We start from the raw sequence: 18,643 nt of genomic DNA, 5'->3' as shown, positions 1-18,643 counted from the left end.
GTGAACTCATAAATTGGGATGGCGTTTTGATGTCTCCTTGTCCCCCAACAGCGGCTCCGGAGCGGACATCGCAGCAGGTCCAATCCCTGGCGCGCGTCCAGGGTCCATCAATTGCCTCTGATTTTGGACAGCGCGCCCTTTGCGTAAATGCCAACCAGGGCTTCATTCTGGAGTGCCACGAGCGCAGGTATCGCAGCTCGTGCCGGAGGCCCGATCTTTCCCAGCGCCTCAATGGCCTCCCGGCGGAGATATTCAACCTTAAGCGCTTCAACCAGAGCCGGAACGGCTTGCAATGCCGCTGGTCCAAACCAGCCCAGTCGCTTCACTGCATATAGCTGAGAAATGGGATCGCCGGTCTCAAGCGCTGTTTCCAAGCTCGTAACGGTGACGTCCAGCGGCAGCGCAGCGATGCGGACACCGTCATTCAGGCGCTCCGGGACGCTTGCGTGTTCATAATCCCATTTGAACGAGAGGGGTAAGGTGTCGGGAAGGTTTTCTAGTCCTTTCTGGTCTAAACCCGGCCGGAACTTCAGGAGCATTTGTCTCGCTTCCTCCCGGCGACCGAGCTGCGCCAGTACGGAACTGAGAGGTAGAAAGAGCGCAGTTGCGTCTGGGTTTTGTCTGACGCCTTCTCCGAACACCTCCGCCGCTTGTTTCAGATCGCCCATTGCAAAAAGCGCCAATCCACGAGCGAGAACGTAGTGGCTTGGATAGTTCGGGTTGAGCCGCATGGCGGTCGCGACGAAATTCAGCGCCTCGGCAGGTTCGCCTGAGATCGTCAGCGCCCAAGCTGTTGCGATGTGCGCCTCGGGGTCGTTGGGATCCAATGCAATCGCTCGACCGGCATTCTTGCGTGCATCTTCGGCCAGGCCTTGATACACGTCCCGCAATGCCTCGACCGTATAAGACAGTGACGTTGGATACTTCTTGGCCAGCTCTACATAATCGTAAGCTCCCCACCAGAAATATGGTTCGTCCCTGCCGAGTTCTTTGCCCCAGAGTGAGTCAACGACGCGGAAGTAGGCCAGCGCCAGGGCGGCATAAGCTCGCCCATATTCGGGATCAAGCTCGGTTGCTTTTTTCAAGGACGTGATGGCGGCAGCTGTGTCTTTTGCGTTGTAACGGAGATAAAGGCTCCAACCCTCTTCGAAAGCTTCCTTGGCTGCAATGTTGTCCGGCTTGGCGCGGGCAATTTCCGCTTTTGTGGTGGTGGTGAGATTGACCTTCAACGCTTCGACGATCTTCGCGACAAAAACGTCCTGGACCGCAAAAATATCGGCGACGTTTCCATCGAACCTATCCGCCCAAACATGCCCGCCGGTGAGGGCATCGATGAGCTGGGCGTTGACTCGCACCTGCTCGCCGGCTCGCCGTACGCTCCCCTCGAGAACGTAACGCACGCCAAGTTCTTCGGCGACCTGGCTGATTTTTACCGGCTTGCCGCGGTAAACGAATGTCGAGTTTCGCGCGATCACGAAGAGGCCGGGAACCTTGGAAAGGTCGGTGATCAAGTCATCGGTCATGCCGTCGGCGAAGTGTTCCTGGCCAGCTTCGGTGGACATGTTGGTGAACGGGAGCACGGCGACTGACGGCTTGTCGGGCAGCGGCAACGCCATCTTCGATTGCGAGGCCACGTCACCGGGTCGAACGAGATCGTCACCAAAGCGCTGCCAAAGCACCAGCCCCGCGACGATCAGAATCAATACCGTGGCCGCGACCGCGATCCAGCGCCGCGTTCCGTCAGGTTTGCGACTTCCTGAGATAACCGGGGTGCGCGGGTCCACTCGGTAGAGGCGAACGGGCTTCTCGATGTTCTTGACACGCTGTTCGCCCAAAAACTCGAACCCGTAGTCCAGTTTCATCTCGACCTGATCAAATGCTGTTCCCGAAATCAGCACGCCTCCCGGCGGCGCCAACCCCTCGAGCCTCGCCGCCACATTCACCCCATCACCGTAGATGTCCGCCCCTTCGATGATGATGTCGCCAAGGTTGATGCCAATGCGGAATTCGAGCTGTTTTTCTTTCGGCAGTTCGGCATTGCACTCTGCCATGGTGCGCTGGATTTCGACGGCGCAGGCGACTGCATCAACAACGCTCGGGAACTCTACCAGCGTACCATCACCCATGAGCTTGACGATTCGCCCATTGTGAGCTGCGATTTTCGGATCGATCAGGTTCTCTCGCGTGCTCTTCAGGCGCGCCAATGTATCGGCTTCATCCGCTTCCATAAGGCGGCTGTAGCCAACGACGTCGGTGGCAAGAATCGCTGCAAGCTTGCGCTGCATGCCAGCTCCGGACGTGGGGCACGCTCGCTGTCATGTTAGGCGAGTTTTGCTCCTGAGCCTAGGGTCGCTCAGCTTCGGGTCAGATCGAGACTGCACGCCTTCCGACAAACATCCGCTATCGCCATCCTAAAATCCCGAGGCTGCCGCTCCGCGCCGCCGCTTCCACGTTACGAAATGTTGATGATGAGCCCCTCACCGGAAGCCGCCACCTTCTTCACGAATTGCTGCACTTCGGCGTAACAGCCAGTCAGCCAGCCGAGGGGTGATTCGTCTGGGGCGGAAGGCCGGGTCCAGATCACACCGGGGTAGATATCGAGCTCCGTCATCCGCGCAGGATCGTAACGGCGGGCGAGCTCGGCAGGTGTGAGCGTATCGAGATACGCCGCGAATCGCCGAACCTGATCGGGTCGTAGCGCCCGAGCGTGGCCCTCGTCGTCGAGATCCTGCCCACCTCGCATGAAGTAGCAAGCGGGCTCGTCGCCTTCGTCGGCAGTGCCGGTGAAGAGAAAGTGCAGGCCATGCCAGCCGCGGTCGATGTCGATACTCCGATCCGGATCGGGCGGGTGGATCGCCGCGCCGCCGTCGGAGTCGGGAACCACTTCTTCGATCGTGATTGGCGTCAGACGCAATAGCCAGCCGAGCATCCCTCTCGGCCAGACCTTTCTCACCCGCAGCGAGCCGTCTTCAGGGTAAAGGAAGCCGGCTATCGCATCTGGCTCCGCAAGCAATCGCTTGATCTCAGCCTCTGACGCACGATGCAAGCTACACGTCAGGCCCATCTGCCGCCCCCTTCAACGAAGCGCCATTCTATTGGCGCGAACCACTGCCTACCAGAGAGGACCCGAGCAGGTTTACGGAGCAATCGGTCGTAGGGGCTTGGCGGGTCTCGTATGCGTGCGGTGGTATTGGCGGTCGGGCAGTTGGAACATAATAGCGTTCCAGCGGAAACAGAGTTGTCATCTTGATCAACGCTGGCGCGCCGACACTCTTCAAAGCTTAACTACGAATCTTGGGGTCAGGAGTTCGAATCTCTTCGGCTAGCTTCCGCTGCTCAGCGCTTTTTCGAAATCCTCCAGTTCATCCTCCTCGAAGACGGGACCGTCCACCTTTTCCAGGCCTTCGAGCGCCCGTTCCTCAATGCCCAATTCTTGGTCCCTCTCCAATGCGCGGTTAAAACCCAAGATGGCCTGGTCATTGTTGCCGAGTTCGAGGTTCGCCTCGGCACAAACCAACCATGTCAAACCATAAGGAGAGTCCAGCTCTTCAATCGCGTCCGTCGCGACCCCTATGGCATCTTGCCAATGTCCGAGCATGAAATGCGCTTGAGCAAGGTAGGTCAGGCTACGTGCGTCCCGTTCGCCCTTTGGCAATCTACCAAGCATGTCGATCGCCTGCTGAGGTTGGTCAAGCCGCAGTGCGCATATTGATCGGCCCACAATCGCCGACGCCGGACGCGCCTTGCCAGACAGCGCCTTATCGAAAGCCGTTGCAGCCAACTCGGGGCTGCCGTGGCGCAGGTGCAACCATCCTCGGGAGATTTCGGGTGCCAGGCTTTCCTTTTTGAGTACCTTGTGCTGGTGCCAGTCAGCCTCTGCGGAGGCTGCGTCTCCATGGAGTGCGTGTGCCAGCGCTCGCCTGTCGAACAGCACGGCGTCGTCAGGCGTCAGGCGGATCGCGATATTCAGCAGCCGGATGCCTTCCGCAACAAAGTCATCGTGGTGCAGGTAAACCGAAGCACGGCGGAAAATGGCGCTCCTGCTCTTCCACTTGGCCATGTAGAGCGCCATGACAGGCCCCAGGAACAGGGAGGCAGCTATCGCTCCCGTCAATGCGGCCTGCTGAAATCCCCCAAATCCAACCAGATCCTGGCGATTGAACCAAACAGCGAGACAGATGCTCGTTGGCGCCAGTATCGTGCCGGTCATGTAAAGGCTGTCATGTCCTTCCAGGTCGGCGTGTTCCAGGAGGCCTTCAGTAATGCCGACGAGGAAACCGATGCCGCCCGCGATCCCGTAGGCCCAACCCGCAGAAGAAAGCTGCGCCCCCCACATTGCCACTGTGCCGGTAAGTATTCCCCAGAAGATGCACCAGCCGGCAAGGAAGACTATGGAACGCCCCGCCAACCTTATCGTCAGCAATGTGACGGCGAAGCCAACACCAACGACAACAACCAGCCACGCTGCTGGATAGATAAATGACGACCATAGGATGTGACTTGGCAGGAGACCGCCCAGCATCCCAGCAATACACGACACGATTGCGAGCCAAAACGATGCCGTGATCTTGGAGCCGGTGTAGAATTCAAAAGCCGGATCGCCGGCCTTGCGCCGGATCGCATCGCGTCTGAGTACGATCGAAAAATCGTCGATCCAGGCATATGGATCTCGGTCAATCCCCATGGCCGATTTTAGCGTATGCGAAGACGCAAGCAAAGAACCACGAGGTGGGCATCCGGCACAGCGAAGTTGCCGCAGGGCAGCCCCAGTTGGCAAATCACGTCCGCAGTCGCCAGGCTACTGAGCGTCGCGGCAGAGGTAGTCCGGCTACGCTAAAAGGATGAGTTTAAGGTTAGAGGGAATTGGGACAGACTAGAAACCATAACAAAATGAGGTCCGACGCCTTGCAGAGCGCAGGTAATTGTTGACGCAACGAGAACGCGTCTGGACCCAGGAAATACAGTGGCCAGGAGAACTTTCGGCATTTTGCGGGGGCTATCGAAGTTTGTAAACTTCCATGGGTGGGGGTTGTTGCATGGCGTCTCATACGGTTTCCAAGCAGGGCATGCTCGCGCCCCCCGTACCGGTGGTTCCTGGGCCAAGGTACTCTGCGAAGGTCTTTGCGATCCCCGGACGCAACGCAGATGTCGCCCTGCTGGGTGCCAAGCCAGCCTTCGCGGAGATGCTGCTCGTCGGGCGCCCCAACATGCCCGATCGGGCCGCCTTCATGGGTCGCATCGACCGAATGTTCGATAGCGGGCGCCTGACAAACCGCGGTCCGATGCTGCTTGAGTTTGAGGAGCGCGTCGCGAGGATTGCCGGCACCCGTCATTGCATTGCCACCTGCAACGCAACGGTCGGTCTTGAGCTGGCCATCAGCGCATTGGGTATGGCGGGAGACGTCATCGTTCCCTCGTACACTTTCGTGGCAACCGTGCACGCCCTGTGGCGTCAGGGCTTGCGACCCGTATTCTGCGACATCAACCCCAAGACCCACTGCCTCGACCCCGACAGCGTCGAGGCTGCCATCACATCGCGTACCACGGGTATCCTGGCCGTACATATGTGGGGAAACACCTGCGCGACCCACGCGCTGGAGGACATCGCGCAGCGCCACGGCCTGAAACTGCTCTTCGACGCCGCGCACGCCTTCGGCTGCGGCACCAAGAAGCGTGCGGTCGGCGGCTACGGTGACGCGGAGGTCTTCAGCTTCCACGCGACCAAGTGCGTCCATGCCCTTGAAGGCGGCGCGATCGTCACCGACGACAGTGACCTCGCCGGAAGGCTAAGGCTGATGGTGAATTTCGGGTTCTCGGACGAGGACACCGTCAAGCACCTCGGCACCAACGGGAAGATGAGCGAGGCATCGGCCGCCATGGGCCTGACGTCGCTCGAGTCGATGGATGCCATTATCGCGCACAATCGGCGCAATTATGCGGCCTACGCCTTCGGCCTTCAGGCGATCCCCGGGATCAGCCTGATGTCGCGGCGGATGAACCAGCAGCACAACTACCACTACATCGTCACCGAGATCGACGCCGCCACGGCCGGATTGACCCGCGATGAGCTCGTCGCTGCGCTGCGCCTCGAGAACGTTGTCGCCCGCCGTTACTTCTATCCAGGTTGCCATCGCATGCAGCCCTACACTGGCCTTTTTCCGCAGGCGGGCCGAACCCTGCCGGTTACCGAGGAGATCGCCAGGCGCGTCATGGTACTGCCCACCGGAATGCAAGTCAGCGAAGCGGAGGTGGAGCAGCTGACATCCAGGATCGCGGCGATCGTGCGGCAGGCGCCCGCGGTTCGCGCGGCCCTGGCTCAATGCCACGACCCACGCTTGCCGCCGTTTCTGCGCCAATAGATTGCGGACCGAAGGAGCCGAGGATGACGACCAACGAGATGAACCTGCGCGGTCGCGAGCTCGTCGACGAGGCACTGCTGCCGACTGAAGCGGACGTAGCGCGCTACGAAAGAACTGGCTGGCACATAGCGCCCCAGGTGCTCCCGGACGCGCTGCTCGACTCGGCGCGGCTGGCGATCGAGGCACACCACGCCGGTAAACGCGACCGAATCCTGCCGCGCAAGGCGAAGTTCAGCGACTGGCGGCCCGGCGACGGCGACGGCGTCCGCAACAACGAATTCTGCTCGCTTCAGAATGACGGTGTACGGGAGCTTGTTATGCAGCCCGTGCTGGGAGCGATCGCGGCCCGGCTGGCGCGTGCCCCGGCGATCAGGCTGTTCGACGACCAGGCGATCTACAAGCCGCCCGCCACCGGCGCGGTTGGCGCGACGGCCGTCGGCTGGCACACCGACCACTCCTACTGGTCCACCTGCACTTCAACGAGCATGCTGACCGCCTGGATCCCGCTGCACGACGCGGAAGTGAAGAACGGCACGCTCTACGTCATCGACGGAAGCCATCTATGGCCGGAGTGCGAACATCTGCGTGGTTTCAACGACCCAGACCTCGACAGTATCGAACAGCGCATGGGCCGGGCGATCCCGAAACACCTGATCACAGCCATGCAGCTCAAGAAGGGGCAGGTCAGCTTCCACCACATGCGGGCGCTGCACGCGAGCGCTCCGAACCGGGCGACGCACCCGCGCTTCGCCGTGGCGGTCCATATGCAGGACGCGGCGAACACCTACCAGCCGCTCACCTCGGCAAATGGCATGGCAATCGTCCTGCCGCACGACCAGCTCTGCCGGCCCGATCGCGCGGGAAGGCCGGACTATTCCGATCCGGAAATATTTCCCGAGATCTGGCCCGGCAAGGCGCGGAACGTGAAGCATGCCTGATCCGACGGTCCTGCTTTCGCCGAGCGACCCTGCATGGGATGAATGGCTGGGCCGCGCACCACACGATTTTTATCACCGTGCGGCCTATCATGCCTTCGCCGAGAGAATGGGAGAGGGGCGCGCGTGGATGGTCGTTCACGGCACCCCTGAGCGGTTCATGGCGTGGCCGTACGTCGCCTCGTTCGAGGATGGCCGGACCGACGCAAACTCGGTCTACGGCTACACCGGTCCGGTCGGGCTCGGACTCGACGACACCGAATTTCTGGCGAGGGCATGGTCGGAAATCCGCGCTGCCTGGGCGGATCAGGAGCTGGTCACGCTGTTCACGCGGTTTCATCCGCTGCTGCAGAATTGGCGCCACTGCGAGGGCTTCCACGGCGACGAGTTGACGCCGGGAGGAGAGGTGCTTCACCTTGGGCGCAGCGTCTCGATCGACCTGACGCATGATCGCGAAACCAGGCGCCGGCTCTACCCGAAGGTGCTGAGGCAGGAGATCAAGGAATCGGAGCGTGCCGGTCTCGTGGTGGAGCGGGACAGCGAATGGTCCACCTATCCGACCTTCGCCGAGCTCTACCGCGCGACGATGCGCAACAACGAGGCCTCGGAGCGCTATATGTTCTCGGACCGCTACTTCGAGGCGCTGCGCGACGCGCTTGGAAGTCTCGGACATCTGGCCGTCGCGAAAGTCGAGGGCGAAGCGGCAGCGATCCTGCTTCTCACCGTGTGTGGAGACATCGCGGAGGCGCACCTCACGGGCGTGAACGCGAAGTTCCGCGCCCTGTCGCCGCTCAAGGGCCTCCTCGACGGCGTCGCCGATATCGCCCGGTCGCTTGGCGCGACACGATTGCACCTGGGGGCAGGTCGCGGGGGCCACGAGGATTCGCTTTTCGAGTTCAAGGCCCGGTTCTCCTCGGTCCGCCACGATTTCAAGGTCGGCCGCTGGATCCTGGACAAGTCGGCCTACCGCGCGCTGCTGTGCGCACATTGCGGGGATGCCGCGCCGGACGTCGGATACTTCCCCGCCTATCGCGCCCCGATCGCAGTCGCCACCGGACACTGATGTTGGCCACCCCGCACATCGCCGCCGATCAAGACCATTTGGACGGCGGACGTCGCTCCATCCTTGGCAATTTTCGGTCGGTCTTTATCGGGCGTCTGTTCTCATCCCTTTCGATGTGGCTCGCGCTCATGCTGCTGGCGAAGCTGTCCGATCCGACGACCGTCGGCATCTATGCGCTCGCGCAGGCATTGTGCATCCCGATCGGCGAGGTGGCCAAGATGGGGCTGCGCGAAATCCACTCGAGCAGCACAGGCGGGCCCTATCTCTTCGGCAACTATCTCGCGCTGCGGCTGGTGGCCGCCGGCGTCGCCCTGGTGCTCATGGTGGCGAGCGGGATTCTCCAGACCAATTCCGCCGTCGTCATCTGGGTCGTCGTCCTCTATGCGCTGACCCGATGCATGGAGCTGGTTTCCGACATGGTCCACGGCCTCTTCCAGGCGCACGAGCGGATGGACTACATCGGCCGTTCGCTTTGTCTGCTCGGTCCGCTCTCGCTGCTGTTCCTGTCGGCCGGCTACTGGGCCACAGGCTCGCTTGTGGTCGCGGTGTTCGGCCAGCTTCTTGCGCAACTTCTGGTCCTCGCTTTCTACGACGTGCCCATGGGCCGCAGATGCGCAAAACTGCGCAGTTCGGAAACGGTCAGGCCAATCTGGGACAGGGGCGCCCTTCAGAGGCTCGCCCTGCAAGCGCTTCCGCTCGCCATCGCCACCGTGCTGGTGATGATCGCGGTCTATCTGCCGCGACTCGTCGTGGAAAGCGCGCTCGGCCTGTCGGCGCTGGGCCTGTTCGCCGCGCTGACCGCGCTCGCGATGTCGCCGAACCGGGTGGTCAACTCGATGGGAATAGCGGTCAGCGTCCGGCTCGCGCACTATCATGCGGCGGGTGACCGCACGCGTTTCGTCGGCCTGCTTGGACGTTTTGCGCTGGGCGTAGCGGCATGCGGAACGCTGGCCGTCGCGATCGCGGCCGCGTTCGGTGACGCGATCCTCGGCCTGGTCTATACGGCCGAGTTCGCACAGGGGGGCCTGCTCGCATGGCTGGCCGGCGCCGCAACCTTGCGATGCATCGCCGACGTGCTGAAGTTCGGGATGGTCGCTTCGCGCCGCTTCTGGTGGCTCGCGGTTCAGTACGGCGTCGTCGCGCTGGTCGCGGTATCGACCTCCTTCACCCTGATCCCTCGGCTGGGTCTGACCGGCGCAGGCATTGCGATGCTGCTGATTTTCGCTTCGCATCTGATCGTGGTCGCGCTTGGCCTGTCGTACAATCTGCCGCGTACGAGGCAGTCGGACGCCGTCGAATGAAGCTCTCGGTCTCCATCGTCACGTTCCAGCAAGTCGATTACATCCGACAGGCCGTCGAAAGTACGCTTCAGCAGCAAACCCGTTTCCCCATCGAGGTCATCGTTGGCGACGACGCCTCGACGGACGGCACGCTGGAGGTGCTCGAGGACATCCACGCCGGCGCGCCGGACCGCGTGAAGCTGCTGCGCGCCAGGTCGAACTACGGCGACTTTGGCCTGTCGAATGTCATGGCAACGATCGACGCGGCTCAGGGCGAGTACGTCGCCTTTCTCGATGGCGATGACTATTGGACGGACCGGTTCAAACTGCAGAGGCAGGTCGAGTTCATGGATGCGCACCCGGAATGCGCGATTTCCGCCCACCGGGTCGAGCATGTCTGCGAAGACGGAACGCGCCAGCTTTCCGTCCGACCTGGTGTGGGCGATGCCGTCTATGACATTGACCGGTTGCTGAACGTCAACTTTACGCCCAAGAGCGCCACGATGGTTCGCAAAGCCGCGCTCGATGCGTTGCCGGGATGGTATCGAACGACGACTGTCGCCTCTGCCGCCTGGCTTTTGAATGTCCTGACGGCGCGCGGCGGCAAAGTCGGATTCATCGACGACGTCATGGCGGCACATCGGATCCATCGCGACAGCGTGACGCTTCTCTACGGAACCAGACGCATGCTCGCCGACAAGCTCGCCGCACTCGAGATGTTGCGCCCCTACTTTCCTCAGCAGGAAGAGGCGCTTCTGTGTGCTGAACGCCGGATCCGCCGCAGGCTGCGCATGCTGGACCTCAGCCCGCACGGCTATGCCTTTCTTCAGTGGCTCTACAATCACGCCACTGCGCGGCGCGCCTAGTCCAGGCGGTAGAGAGCAATCAGGCTCCCGCCAGCCTCGCCAATCCGTCCTCCAAGCCCGCCCCCTAGGCTTTCGCCTCCAGCGCGCTATTTCCCCTTTGCTAGCCTTGTTTTCGCTGGTTGGAGATCGGGAGGTTTTGATGGATCGGCGATCATTCTTGACGGCAATGTTCGGCGTTGCGGGGGCGGCGGCCCTTGCCAGCACGGTTCGACCACTCAATGCGGTGGCCGGGGTTCCGAATGTCGGGCCCGGCATTCTCGATGAGCTCGACGCGCCGGATACGGAGCCTTTCGGCGACGATGGCACGCAGGCGGATCTGGAGCCTGTCTATCATCGCCGCTGGCATCGCCGCCATTATCGCCGCCGCAGGCGTCGCGGCTGGAGACGGATCTGCCGCCGCTATTGGCGCTATGGCCGCTATCGCAGGCGGTGCTATCGCCGGCGTGTCTGGGTCTTCTACGAGTTCTAGATCTCCCATCCCGATTTGATCGCGATGGGACTCTCTCCCAGTGCTGGAGCATGATCTTTTCGGGATCATGCTCCAGCAACCGGCTGGGTTGAAACCTCCGGTCGAGGCTGGGCCAAGTCCCAGAGGGGTTGCCTGTCAGTTGGGAACCTTGCGCCGCGGCTCGCCGTTGACCCTAGAAGCCCTTCAGCAAAGGAGACAACAATGGCCGACGACCCGAACGAAACCACGGCGCCGAGGATGACGCAGCGCGAAGCCCAGGAAGCCCTGGAAAAGCAGGTCGCGCAGCTGAAGCGCGAGATCGGCAAGATCAACCGGACGCTGGCCGAGCGGGCCGAAGAGGCGGTCGAGGAGGCCAATGGCTGGTATGACAGTGCCACCGAGCGCGCCTCCCGCACCGCGCAGGCGCTGCGCAGCAGGGCGCAGTCGGTGTCGGGTGTCGTTCACGACAATCCGGGCACGGTGTCGTCCGCCTTCATTCTGGGCGGAGCGGCGGGCCTTCTGCTGGGTCTCGCGCTTGGCGCCAGCGAGCCGCGCCGGGAGCGCTGGTTCTAGTATCTGTTGGTATTCAGCCGGCCTGGCCTGAATCTCAACAGTCCCCCCGTGCAGCCTACGACGGAAGCGTCGTGCGCAGCCATGCCGTGAGGGCGTCGAAGGCGATGGGCTGCGTCGTGTCGACGTCGAAGAGCGGGCCGCGGCGCAGCGGCTCGGCACGTTTGGCGAGCTCGATCAGTTCGGGGATGTAGGCGGCACCCGGATGGCCGGGGAGGCGCTGGTCGAGGCGGGCGCGATAGCGTTCGGCCAGGATATCACCCGGCGCATGACACCAGATCTCGGCGGTCTCAACGACGCCGGCCCGCTTCAGATGATCCTCGAGCAGCTGGCGCGGCTGGAAGCCGAACCAGGCGTCGACGACAAAAATGCTGCCGGCCGGGGCTTCGCCGACGAGCGACCAGATTGCCTGGTAGCTGGCGCGGCCGAGCGTGCGGTTGAACTCGCGGTCGCCGCCACCGAGCACTTCCAAAAACGGGTTCTTGATCGTGTCCAGCCCCAGCAGCGGCCAGCCCATGCGCTCGGCGATGCCGCGCGAGACCGTGCTTTTGCCTGAGGCGGGGATGCCATTGACGAGCACGGCGCGCCGGTTAGGCACGGCACGCCGAGCCGAGGGCACGGAGAGGGGTGAAGCTGGAGCAGGTGCCGTCTTGGCCGGTGTCATGACTCGGCGCGCGCCCGTGGTCGCTGTGTCAGCGCCCTCGGCCGCAAGCGCCTGCAGGCCGGCGCCGATGACGCCAGCATCGTCGCCGAGCAGGGCCGGCTGCACCGGAGCCTGGTACCAGGGCGCGAGAGCCGGCGCATTGGCGAGCGCCCTGTGCGCCGCGCCGCCCAGTCCGCCGCCGAGCAGCACAAGGTCCGGATTGAACATGGCGACCGCCGTGTCGATCGCGGCGCGCAGCGGCCTTGCCCAGGCGTCCAGTATGCCGCGTGTCAGCGCATCGCCGGCGGCGTCGCGGGCAAAGAGCTGGTCGACCGTGATCTCCGGGCCGAGACCAGCTCTTATAATGTGGCGGCCAAGCGCCGTGCCCGAGCTGGTGGTTTCGACGCAGCCGCGGCGACCGCATTTGCAGATCTCGCCGTTGAGGTCGACGGCGATGTGGCCGAGCTGTCCCGCGGTTGCCTTGCCGCGCACGATGCGCCTCGCTTCGGCGACCGCGCCGCCGATGCCGGTGCCGATGGTGAACATGACGATGTTGTCGTGGCCGACGGCAGCGCCCCGGGCCATTTCGGCTGTCAGAGCCATGTTGCAGTCATTGTCGATGATAACGGGCTTGCCCGCCATGCTTTCCAGCCGCTGCGCCAGGGCGACCGAGGCGAGGTCGACATAGCCGCCGGAGAGCACAGTGCCGCGCCGCGCATCGACGCGGCCGGGAACGCCGATGCCGATCGCCGCTACTTCCGGAGTATCGAGCTGGTGCACCATGTCGGCGATGCGGCCGAGCACGAGCTCCGGGTCGGGCGCGCTTTTCTCGGAGATACGCTTGAGGATTTCACCCGTGGCGGAGATGCGGGCGGCACGCAGATTGGTGCCGCCGATATCGATCCCTATGGCCATCGATTTCTGTCGCATGATTTCTCGTGCTTGTCTGGCGCAGATAGCCCGGTGGAAAAAAGCGCTCCGGCTATTTTGACCACAGAGCGCTCCAAGGCATGTTGAGATTCAGGTCAGGCCGAGCCGGAGTCGAAGACGGGCGCGAAGCGACCAAACAAGGTGGTTTCCGAGAACCGGAGCGGAGCGTACTTTAAGTACGTGAACACCGGAAGCGCAGGAAGCCATCGTTTGCAGGCCGGCCTCACCTGAAGATCAGCATGCCCTAGGCGGCTTTGCGCCGGTAATTGCCAATCACCGCCTGGATCTCGCGTAACCGCGACACCGCGATGGTTTTCAGCTTCTCGCGCTGCACGTCACGGTCGAGCGAGATGCAGTCCTTCCACAACGAGCGGCCGGCAATGACGCCCGACGCACCGTTCATCATGGCGATCTCGACCTGGCCGAGGAAAGTCGAATGGTTGACCCCGGCCGACAGCACCGCCCATGGCACGTCGCCGGCCAGCCTGGTGATCCTGGCGCAGGCATCCGGCGTGCCGGGATAGGGAAGCTTGAGCACCTTGGCCCCGCACTGCAGTGAGATGCGCGTACCCTCTTCGATCAGCGAGGGGATTTTGGCGGTGTAGTCCTCGGCGCTTTCGCCCTCGAGCTGGTAGGTCAGGAACTCGACGACCAGCAGCAGGTCCTCCTGGCCGAAGTCGGCGATGCACTCTCTGAGGATGGCGATGTTGTGCTCGTTCGCCTCGGGCTTGTCTGCCCTGAGATACACCATGATCTTGCCGCCGGTGCCGCCGAGTTCGCGCACGCGGCGGGCGTTGATGCCTGGAACGAGGCGCGACAGGCGGTAGCCGTCGGGCGAGACGTCGAAGCCCGATGCGTCGAGGCCGATGAGCAGCGCCGTGTCGCGGTTCAGCACGCCTTCGTCGACGACACGCGGCACCGCGCAGAGCGGGTCGAGCAGCACGCAGGAGGCCTCGCTGGCGAGGTAACGCGTGATGTCGGCCTTGGTGTCGCCGAGCATGTCGTTGGTGATCCTGGCCTGCTCCTCCGGATCCGACGCCAGCAAGGTACGCATGCCGCCGCGCTGGTCGCAGGCGATGGCCATCATAGCCCCGTCCCTGCCGCATATCTGCTGGTAGCCGCGCAGCTCCGCGGTGGTCATCCTGGTCATGGTCTTTTTTGTCCGATCCTGGCGCCCTCGGGACGCGATATGGAAGCGAGCCCAAGTTGCGGCTTTGCCAAATTTGGGCGATAACTCGGTGGTCGGCAGGTCTGTAACACATTGCTGAAAGGAATTGCAAGCTGTCTGTTCCTCCCATCCAGGATGCGACCGCGTCGCGCACGATGCTGCATACGGTCGCCAAGCTGCACTACGAGGCGGAGATGTCGCAGGTCGATATCGCGCGGCGGCTGGGGGTCTCGACCGCCACCATATCGCGCCTGCTGCAGCGGGCGCGGGCGGAGGGGATCGTGCGCATCGAGGTGCTCGACATCGTCACGCCCGAAGCTGTCACCGCGCAGCTGATCGAGGGGCTGGGGCTGCGCGACGCGGCCGTCGTCGAGACGCCGGCAGCTGGCGTGCTGACGGCGCTGGCAACCCCCCTCGGCGGCCTGCTCAGGCAGGCGGAGCTTTCGGCCGGCTCTGTTGTGGCCATCGGCTGGGGGCGCGCCATCCGTGAGGTGATCCGCGCCGGCCTGCCGCGCATTCCCGGCGTGCTCACCGTCGCCGCCACTGGCGGGATGCAGCAGCAGGCGGCGCATTTCCAGATCAACGAGTTCGTGCGGCTCGCCGCCGAGGAGTTCGGCGGGACGCCGCATTTCATCCATGCGCCCTATCTGCCGTCGACCGAACTGCGCGATGTCTTCCTTGGCGATGCGGCGATCAGCGACAGCGTGGCCCTCTGGGACCGGACCGATGTGGCGGTTGTCGGCGTCGGCCTGCCGCACGCCATCAACCCGCCGGAGGCAAGTGCGGCGACGCTGAGCGAGCAGGCGCTGTTCCAGGCGGCCGGAGACGTCCTTCGCCACTATTTCGACGCCGATGGCACGCTCATCTCCTGGGAAGGGGAAAGCCGGATGATCGCCATGTCGCCGGCCCAGCTGCGCGCCATTCCGCTGGTGATCGGCGTCGCCGCCGGGCCGGAAAAAGCGACGGCCATCATCGGCGCCGCGCGTGCCAAGCTGATCAATGCCCTCGTCACCGACACCAAGACGGCGCAGGCCATCCTCGAGGCGCTGTTGCCGCGATAGCGCCCGCGAAAATCACCCGTTGTGCCGTAGACGGGTTGGGGCGATAGTCGCCCAGGCGGGGCTCTGCGGAGCGCACAGGTGATGTCCGGTTTGAAAACTGCGGCGGTTCGGCCCGCCAAAGAGCCGCTTGCAATTTATTTCAGCAAAGTGTTACAACTCTGCGAACCCGGTACGAATGCGTGCCGGGCGGCGCGGTTTTGTCGACCTTGCGGAGGCAGGGAACGAGACTGCTGACATCACAATGGCCGGTTTCGACTGGCTGGACTGACGACAGGGGCGCTTGGGAGGAAAGCCGCCCGCAACAGCCAGGCAGGTGAAATCCGTTTCTTGGTCACGATCCGAGATCGACGACCATTCCACTGTCCACAGCATATCTGCCAACACCATGAGGAGGAATTCATGAAGAAGATCGTTGCCGCGCTCGCGGCGCTCGCCATCTCGGCATCGGCGCTGGTCGCGCCTGCGTCGGCGCAGGACAAGAAGTACACCATCGCGCTCATTCCCGGCCTGACCACCGACGGTTTCTACATCACCATGCGCAAGGGCGCCCAGGCGGCGGCCGATGCGCTCGGCGTCAACCTGGTCTTCCAGGGCGCGCCGGACTTCAACCCGGTGACGCAGGTGCCCGTGCTTGACGCGGTCATCGCCAAGAAGCCGGACGCGATCCTGATCGCGCCGACCGACAAGGTCCAATTGGTCGAGCCGCTGCGCAAGGCCAGCGATGCCGGCATCCCGGTGATCACTGTCGACACTTTCATCGGCAGCGGCGTCTACCAGACCGGCGCCGGCGATGCGGATTTCCCGCTGTCCTACATCGCGTCGGACAACGTCCTCGGCGGCGAGATCGCCGCGCGGGCACTGGCCAAGGCCATCGGCGACAAGGGCAAGGTCTACGTTTCAAACGTGAAGCCCGGCATCTCGACCACCGACCAGCGTGAAGAGGGCTTCAAGAAAGAGATGGCGGCCAACCATCCCGGCATCACCGTTCTCGAAACGCAGTTCAACGACAACGACGCCAATAAGGCCGCCTCGCAGCTGCAGGCCGTGTTCGCGCGCAATCCCGACCTCGTTGGCGTGTTCGGCGCCAACCTGTTCTCCGCGCTTGGCGCGGCGAATGGCGTCCAGCAGGCTGGGCAAACCGGCACCGTCAAGGTCGTGGCGTTCGATGCGCCGACCAGCATCGTCGACAACATCAACACCGGCCTGGTCGACGTTGCGATTGCCCAGCATCCCGCCGAGATCGGCTACTTTGGCGTCGTCTCAGCCTATGCCCATCTGACCGGCCAGTCGGTCCCGGTTGCGATCGGCACCGGCTTCACGATCATGGACAAGTCCAACATCGCCGACCCGAACATCTCGAAGTATCTCTACTCCGAGTGAGCTCAACCGGCCCGGCCTCCTTGCGCTTCGCCGGGAGGAGGCCGGGATGTTCCCGGACCTATTTGAAGGCCGCGCCGCGGATCGGATCCATTCATGACCTCAACATCATCAAGCGGTGGAACGCATGTTGCCCCCCAGGCGGACCACGGTGATCCTGCCAGGACCTGGATCGCACGTATCGCCGATGGGCGTGCCTGGCTGTTCCTCGCCGGCCTGATCATCTGTTTCGAGGTCTGGTCGCGACTCGCCTTCGGCGCCACCTTCGTGCTCAACCCGTTCAACGTGCAGTCCATCGCGATCTTTGCCGTGGCGCCGCTGCTGCTGGCGACCGGCCAGACCTTCGTCATCATTTCGGGCGGCATCGACCTCTCGCTCGGCTTCATCATGGGCCTTGCGGCCGTCGTCGCCGCCCATGCCACCAACATGGCGGGAGCCGCTATCCCGCTGCCACTGGCCATGCTGGCCGGCATTCTCGCCGCCGTCATCGTTGCCGGCGTGCCCGGTGTCATCAACGGCCTTTTGATCTCGCGGCTGAGAATTCCGCCCTTCATCGGCACGCTTGGCATGTTCGGCGTGGCGCGCGGTGCTGCCTATCTTCTTGCCGGCGGCACGACGGTGCCGGTGCAGAATTCCTGGTTCGCGCTGCTCGGCAACGGCAAGTTCCACGGCGTGCCCTATCTTGTCATGATCACCGCCGTCTTCGTCGTGGTGATGCATTACATCCTGAGCCAGACACGGTTCGGCCAGCACAATTACGCCATCGGCGCCAATGTGCAGGCGGCGAGCCGTGCCGGCATCGACATCAAGGGGCACATATTGCGCCTCTATGTACTTTCGGCGATGTGCGCCGGCCTCGGCGGCGCGCTCTATGCGGCGCGCTTCACCGCGGGCGCTGCCCAGGCCGGCGAACCCTTGCTGCTCGACAGCGTCGCGGCCGTCGTCATCGGCGGCGCCAGCCTGTTCGGCGGCTCCGGCACCATCTTCGGCACCGTCGCCGGCGCCCTGGTGATCGCGGTCATCCAGTACGGGCTGGTCTTCGTCAATGTCGAGCCGTTCTGGCAGTTCATCGCCGTCGGCCTCGTCATCATCATTTCCGTCCTCATCGACCAGGCGCAGCGCCGGTTCAGTGGAGCTCGCCAGGATGAATAGTCAGGAACAGACAGCCCCGCTGTTGGAAGTCCGCAACCTTTCCAAGCATTTTGGAGCGGTGCGCGCGCTCAACGATTTCTCCATGGTCGTGCGGCCGGGAGAAGTGGTGGCGCTGGCCGGCGACAACGGCGCCGGCAAGACGACGCTGATCAAGGCGATATCGGGCGTCTTCCAGCCGACCGGCGGCGAGATTCTGCTCAGGGGTCAGCCGGTGAGCTTTTCGACGCCGCAGGAGGCGCGCGAGAAAGGCATCGAGACCATCTACCAGGACCTCGCCCTGGCCGACAATCTGTCGATCGGCGCCAACATCTTCCTTGGCCGAGAACCGATGCGCAAAGCCTTCGGCTTCCTGCCGGTGCTCGACCGCAAGGCCATGGCGGTGGCCGCCAAGCAGACGATGGGGCGGCTGGATTTCCATGTCAGCCGGCTCGATGCCCCGGTCAGCAATTTCTCCGGCGGCCAACGCCAGGCCGTCGCCATCGGCCGCGCCGTCTATTGGGACGCGCAGATCCTGATCATGGACGAACCGACCGCCGCCCTCGGCGTGCCCGAACAGCGCAAGGTGATTTCGCTGATCCACCAGCTCAAGGCACAAGGCCGCGGCGTGATCTTCATCTCGCACAATCTGCAGGACATTTTTGCCGTCTCCGACCGCATCGTCGTGCTCAGGCGCGGCGTCCAGGCCGGCGAGCGCAAGATCTCGGAGACCAACCACGACGAAGTCGTCAAGCTGATGGTTGGCGGGTAGGGCGCGCAGGTCTGGCGGCGGCCGGGAACCGGTGCGGCAGGCT

General features: G+C 63.4%; 16 protein-coding genes. 11 read left to right on the top strand and 5 right to left on the bottom strand.

The features are described 5' to 3' along the window. Positions 1 to 107: 107 nt before the first annotated feature. The 3 genes from A6B35_RS05335 to A6B35_RS05325 form a co-directional block, all read right to left on the bottom strand. Positions 108 to 2,285, bottom strand: coding sequence for a tetratricopeptide repeat protein (locus A6B35_RS05335; RefSeq protein WP_006204528.1), 2,178 nt, complete (start codon positions 2,283 to 2,285; stop codon positions 108 to 110). Positions 2,286 to 2,452: 167 nt separating this feature from the next. After that, positions 2,453 to 3,064 (bottom strand): YfbM family protein, encoded by a 612-nt coding sequence (locus A6B35_RS05330; RefSeq protein ID WP_006204527.1) that lies wholly within the window; start codon positions 3,062 to 3,064, stop codon positions 2,453 to 2,455. A gap of 258 nt (positions 3,065 to 3,322) precedes the next feature. Further along, entirely contained in the window at positions 3,323 to 4,684 is a 1,362-nt protein-coding gene (locus A6B35_RS05325; RefSeq protein WP_006204526.1) for a tetratricopeptide repeat protein, read from the bottom strand. Positions 4,685 to 5,036: 352 nt separating this feature from the next. Here A6B35_RS05325 and A6B35_RS05320 point away from each other — a divergent pair, with 352 nt between their 5' ends. From A6B35_RS05320 to A6B35_RS05290, 7 genes are all read left to right on the top strand, one after another. Then, positions 5,037 to 6,359: a DegT/DnrJ/EryC1/StrS family aminotransferase gene (locus A6B35_RS05320; RefSeq protein WP_202799461.1), complete on the top strand. Its 1,323-nt coding sequence runs from the start codon at positions 5,037 to 5,039 to the stop codon at positions 6,357 to 6,359. A 23-nt stretch (positions 6,360 to 6,382) separates the two neighbouring features. After that, entirely contained in the window at positions 6,383 to 7,297 is a 915-nt protein-coding gene (locus A6B35_RS05315; RefSeq protein WP_006204524.1) for a phytanoyl-CoA dioxygenase family protein, read from the top strand. After that, positions 7,290 to 8,357 (top strand): GNAT family N-acetyltransferase, encoded by a 1,068-nt coding sequence (locus tag A6B35_RS05310; RefSeq protein ID WP_006204523.1) that lies wholly within the window; start codon positions 7,290 to 7,292, stop codon positions 8,355 to 8,357. Before A6B35_RS05315 ends, A6B35_RS05310 begins: the two co-directional genes overlap by 8 nt. Beyond that, positions 8,357 to 9,658 (top strand): lipopolysaccharide biosynthesis protein, encoded by a 1,302-nt coding sequence (locus tag A6B35_RS05305; RefSeq protein WP_006204522.1) that lies wholly within the window; start codon positions 8,357 to 8,359, stop codon positions 9,656 to 9,658. The genes A6B35_RS05310 and A6B35_RS05305 overlap by 1 nt, the downstream gene beginning before the upstream one ends. Then, complete coding sequence (locus A6B35_RS05300) at positions 9,655 to 10,503, top strand: glycosyltransferase family 2 protein (protein WP_006204521.1); 849 nt, start codon at positions 9,655 to 9,657, stop codon at positions 10,501 to 10,503. Before A6B35_RS05305 ends, A6B35_RS05300 begins: the two co-directional genes overlap by 4 nt. Before the next feature lie 139 nt (positions 10,504 to 10,642). Beyond that, positions 10,643 to 10,972 (top strand): hypothetical protein, encoded by a 330-nt coding sequence (locus A6B35_RS05295; RefSeq protein ID WP_006204520.1) that lies wholly within the window; start codon positions 10,643 to 10,645, stop codon positions 10,970 to 10,972. A gap of 201 nt (positions 10,973 to 11,173) precedes the next feature. After that, positions 11,174 to 11,524 carry a hypothetical protein gene (locus A6B35_RS05290; RefSeq protein WP_006204519.1) on the top strand — a complete coding sequence of 117 codons (351 nt, stop codon included), beginning with the start codon at positions 11,174 to 11,176 and terminating at the stop codon, positions 11,522 to 11,524. A gap of 55 nt (positions 11,525 to 11,579) precedes the next feature. On the opposite strand, the gene A6B35_RS05285 is transcribed toward A6B35_RS05290, so the two are convergent. After that, the gene (locus A6B35_RS05285; protein WP_100084821.1) at positions 11,580 to 13,094 is read right to left on the bottom strand and encodes an ROK family protein; all 1,515 of its coding nucleotides are present in this window, start codon (positions 13,092 to 13,094) and stop codon (positions 11,580 to 11,582) included. 244 nt (positions 13,095 to 13,338) lie between these two features. After that, positions 13,339 to 14,244, bottom strand: coding sequence for a tagatose-bisphosphate aldolase (locus A6B35_RS05280; RefSeq protein WP_006204517.1), 906 nt, complete (start codon positions 14,242 to 14,244; stop codon positions 13,339 to 13,341). A gap of 173 nt (positions 14,245 to 14,417) precedes the next feature. Between A6B35_RS05280 and A6B35_RS05275 the strand changes: the two genes are divergently transcribed. From A6B35_RS05275 to A6B35_RS05260, 4 genes are all read left to right on the top strand, one after another. Then, positions 14,418 to 15,323 (top strand): sugar-binding transcriptional regulator, encoded by a 906-nt coding sequence (locus A6B35_RS05275; RefSeq protein ID WP_006204516.1) that lies wholly within the window; start codon positions 14,418 to 14,420, stop codon positions 15,321 to 15,323. Positions 15,324 to 15,722: 399 nt separating this feature from the next. Beyond that, complete coding sequence (locus A6B35_RS05270) at positions 15,723 to 16,703, top strand: ABC transporter substrate-binding protein (protein ID WP_006204515.1); 981 nt, start codon at positions 15,723 to 15,725, stop codon at positions 16,701 to 16,703. Positions 16,704 to 16,796: 93 nt separating this feature from the next. Then, positions 16,797 to 17,852, top strand: coding sequence for an ABC transporter permease subunit (locus A6B35_RS05265; RefSeq protein ID WP_065518154.1), 1,056 nt, complete (start codon positions 16,797 to 16,799; stop codon positions 17,850 to 17,852). Then, the gene (locus A6B35_RS05260) at positions 17,845 to 18,600 is read left to right on the top strand and encodes an ATP-binding cassette domain-containing protein (RefSeq protein ID WP_006201325.1); all 756 of its coding nucleotides are present in this window, start codon (positions 17,845 to 17,847) and stop codon (positions 18,598 to 18,600) included. The genes A6B35_RS05265 and A6B35_RS05260 overlap by 8 nt, the downstream gene beginning before the upstream one ends. Positions 18,601 to 18,643: the final 43 nt, after the last annotated feature.

The organism is Mesorhizobium amorphae CCNWGS0123, from assembly GCF_001686985.1.
GTDB classification, from domain to species: domain Bacteria; phylum Pseudomonadota; class Alphaproteobacteria; order Rhizobiales; family Rhizobiaceae; genus Mesorhizobium; species Mesorhizobium amorphae.
The sequence above is the reverse complement of the archived record's forward strand: the minus strand, read 5'-3'. Positions and strand labels throughout refer to the sequence as shown.

Coding starts and splice junctions, on each gene's coding strand:
- A6B35_RS05335 (WP_006204528.1), bottom strand. CDS start 2,285: ATGCAGCGCAAGCTTGCAGCGATTCTTGCCACCGACGTCGTTGGCTAC.
- A6B35_RS05330 (WP_006204527.1), bottom strand. CDS start 3,064: ATGGGCCTGACGTGTAGCTTGCATCGTGCGTCAGAGGCTGAGATCAAG.
- A6B35_RS05325 (WP_006204526.1), bottom strand. CDS start 4,684: ATGGGGATTGACCGAGATCCATATGCCTGGATCGACGATTTTTCGATC.
- A6B35_RS05320 (WP_202799461.1), top strand. CDS start 5,037: ATGGCGTCTCATACGGTTTCCAAGCAGGGCATGCTCGCGCCCCCCGTA.
- A6B35_RS05315 (WP_006204524.1), top strand. CDS start 6,383: ATGACGACCAACGAGATGAACCTGCGCGGTCGCGAGCTCGTCGACGAG.
- A6B35_RS05310 (WP_006204523.1), top strand. CDS start 7,290: ATGCCTGATCCGACGGTCCTGCTTTCGCCGAGCGACCCTGCATGGGAT.
- A6B35_RS05305 (WP_006204522.1), top strand. CDS start 8,357: ATGTTGGCCACCCCGCACATCGCCGCCGATCAAGACCATTTGGACGGC.
- A6B35_RS05300 (WP_006204521.1), top strand. CDS start 9,655: ATGAAGCTCTCGGTCTCCATCGTCACGTTCCAGCAAGTCGATTACATC.
- A6B35_RS05295 (WP_006204520.1), top strand. CDS start 10,643: ATGGATCGGCGATCATTCTTGACGGCAATGTTCGGCGTTGCGGGGGCG.
- A6B35_RS05290 (WP_006204519.1), top strand. CDS start 11,174: ATGGCCGACGACCCGAACGAAACCACGGCGCCGAGGATGACGCAGCGC.
- A6B35_RS05285 (WP_100084821.1), bottom strand. CDS start 13,094: ATGCGACAGAAATCGATGGCCATAGGGATCGATATCGGCGGCACCAAT.
- A6B35_RS05280 (WP_006204517.1), bottom strand. CDS start 14,244: ATGACCAGGATGACCACCGCGGAGCTGCGCGGCTACCAGCAGATATGC.
- A6B35_RS05275 (WP_006204516.1), top strand. CDS start 14,418: ATGCTGCATACGGTCGCCAAGCTGCACTACGAGGCGGAGATGTCGCAG.
- A6B35_RS05270 (WP_006204515.1), top strand. CDS start 15,723: ATGAAGAAGATCGTTGCCGCGCTCGCGGCGCTCGCCATCTCGGCATCG.
- A6B35_RS05265 (WP_065518154.1), top strand. CDS start 16,797: ATGACCTCAACATCATCAAGCGGTGGAACGCATGTTGCCCCCCAGGCG.
- A6B35_RS05260 (WP_006201325.1), top strand. CDS start 17,845: ATGAATAGTCAGGAACAGACAGCCCCGCTGTTGGAAGTCCGCAACCTT.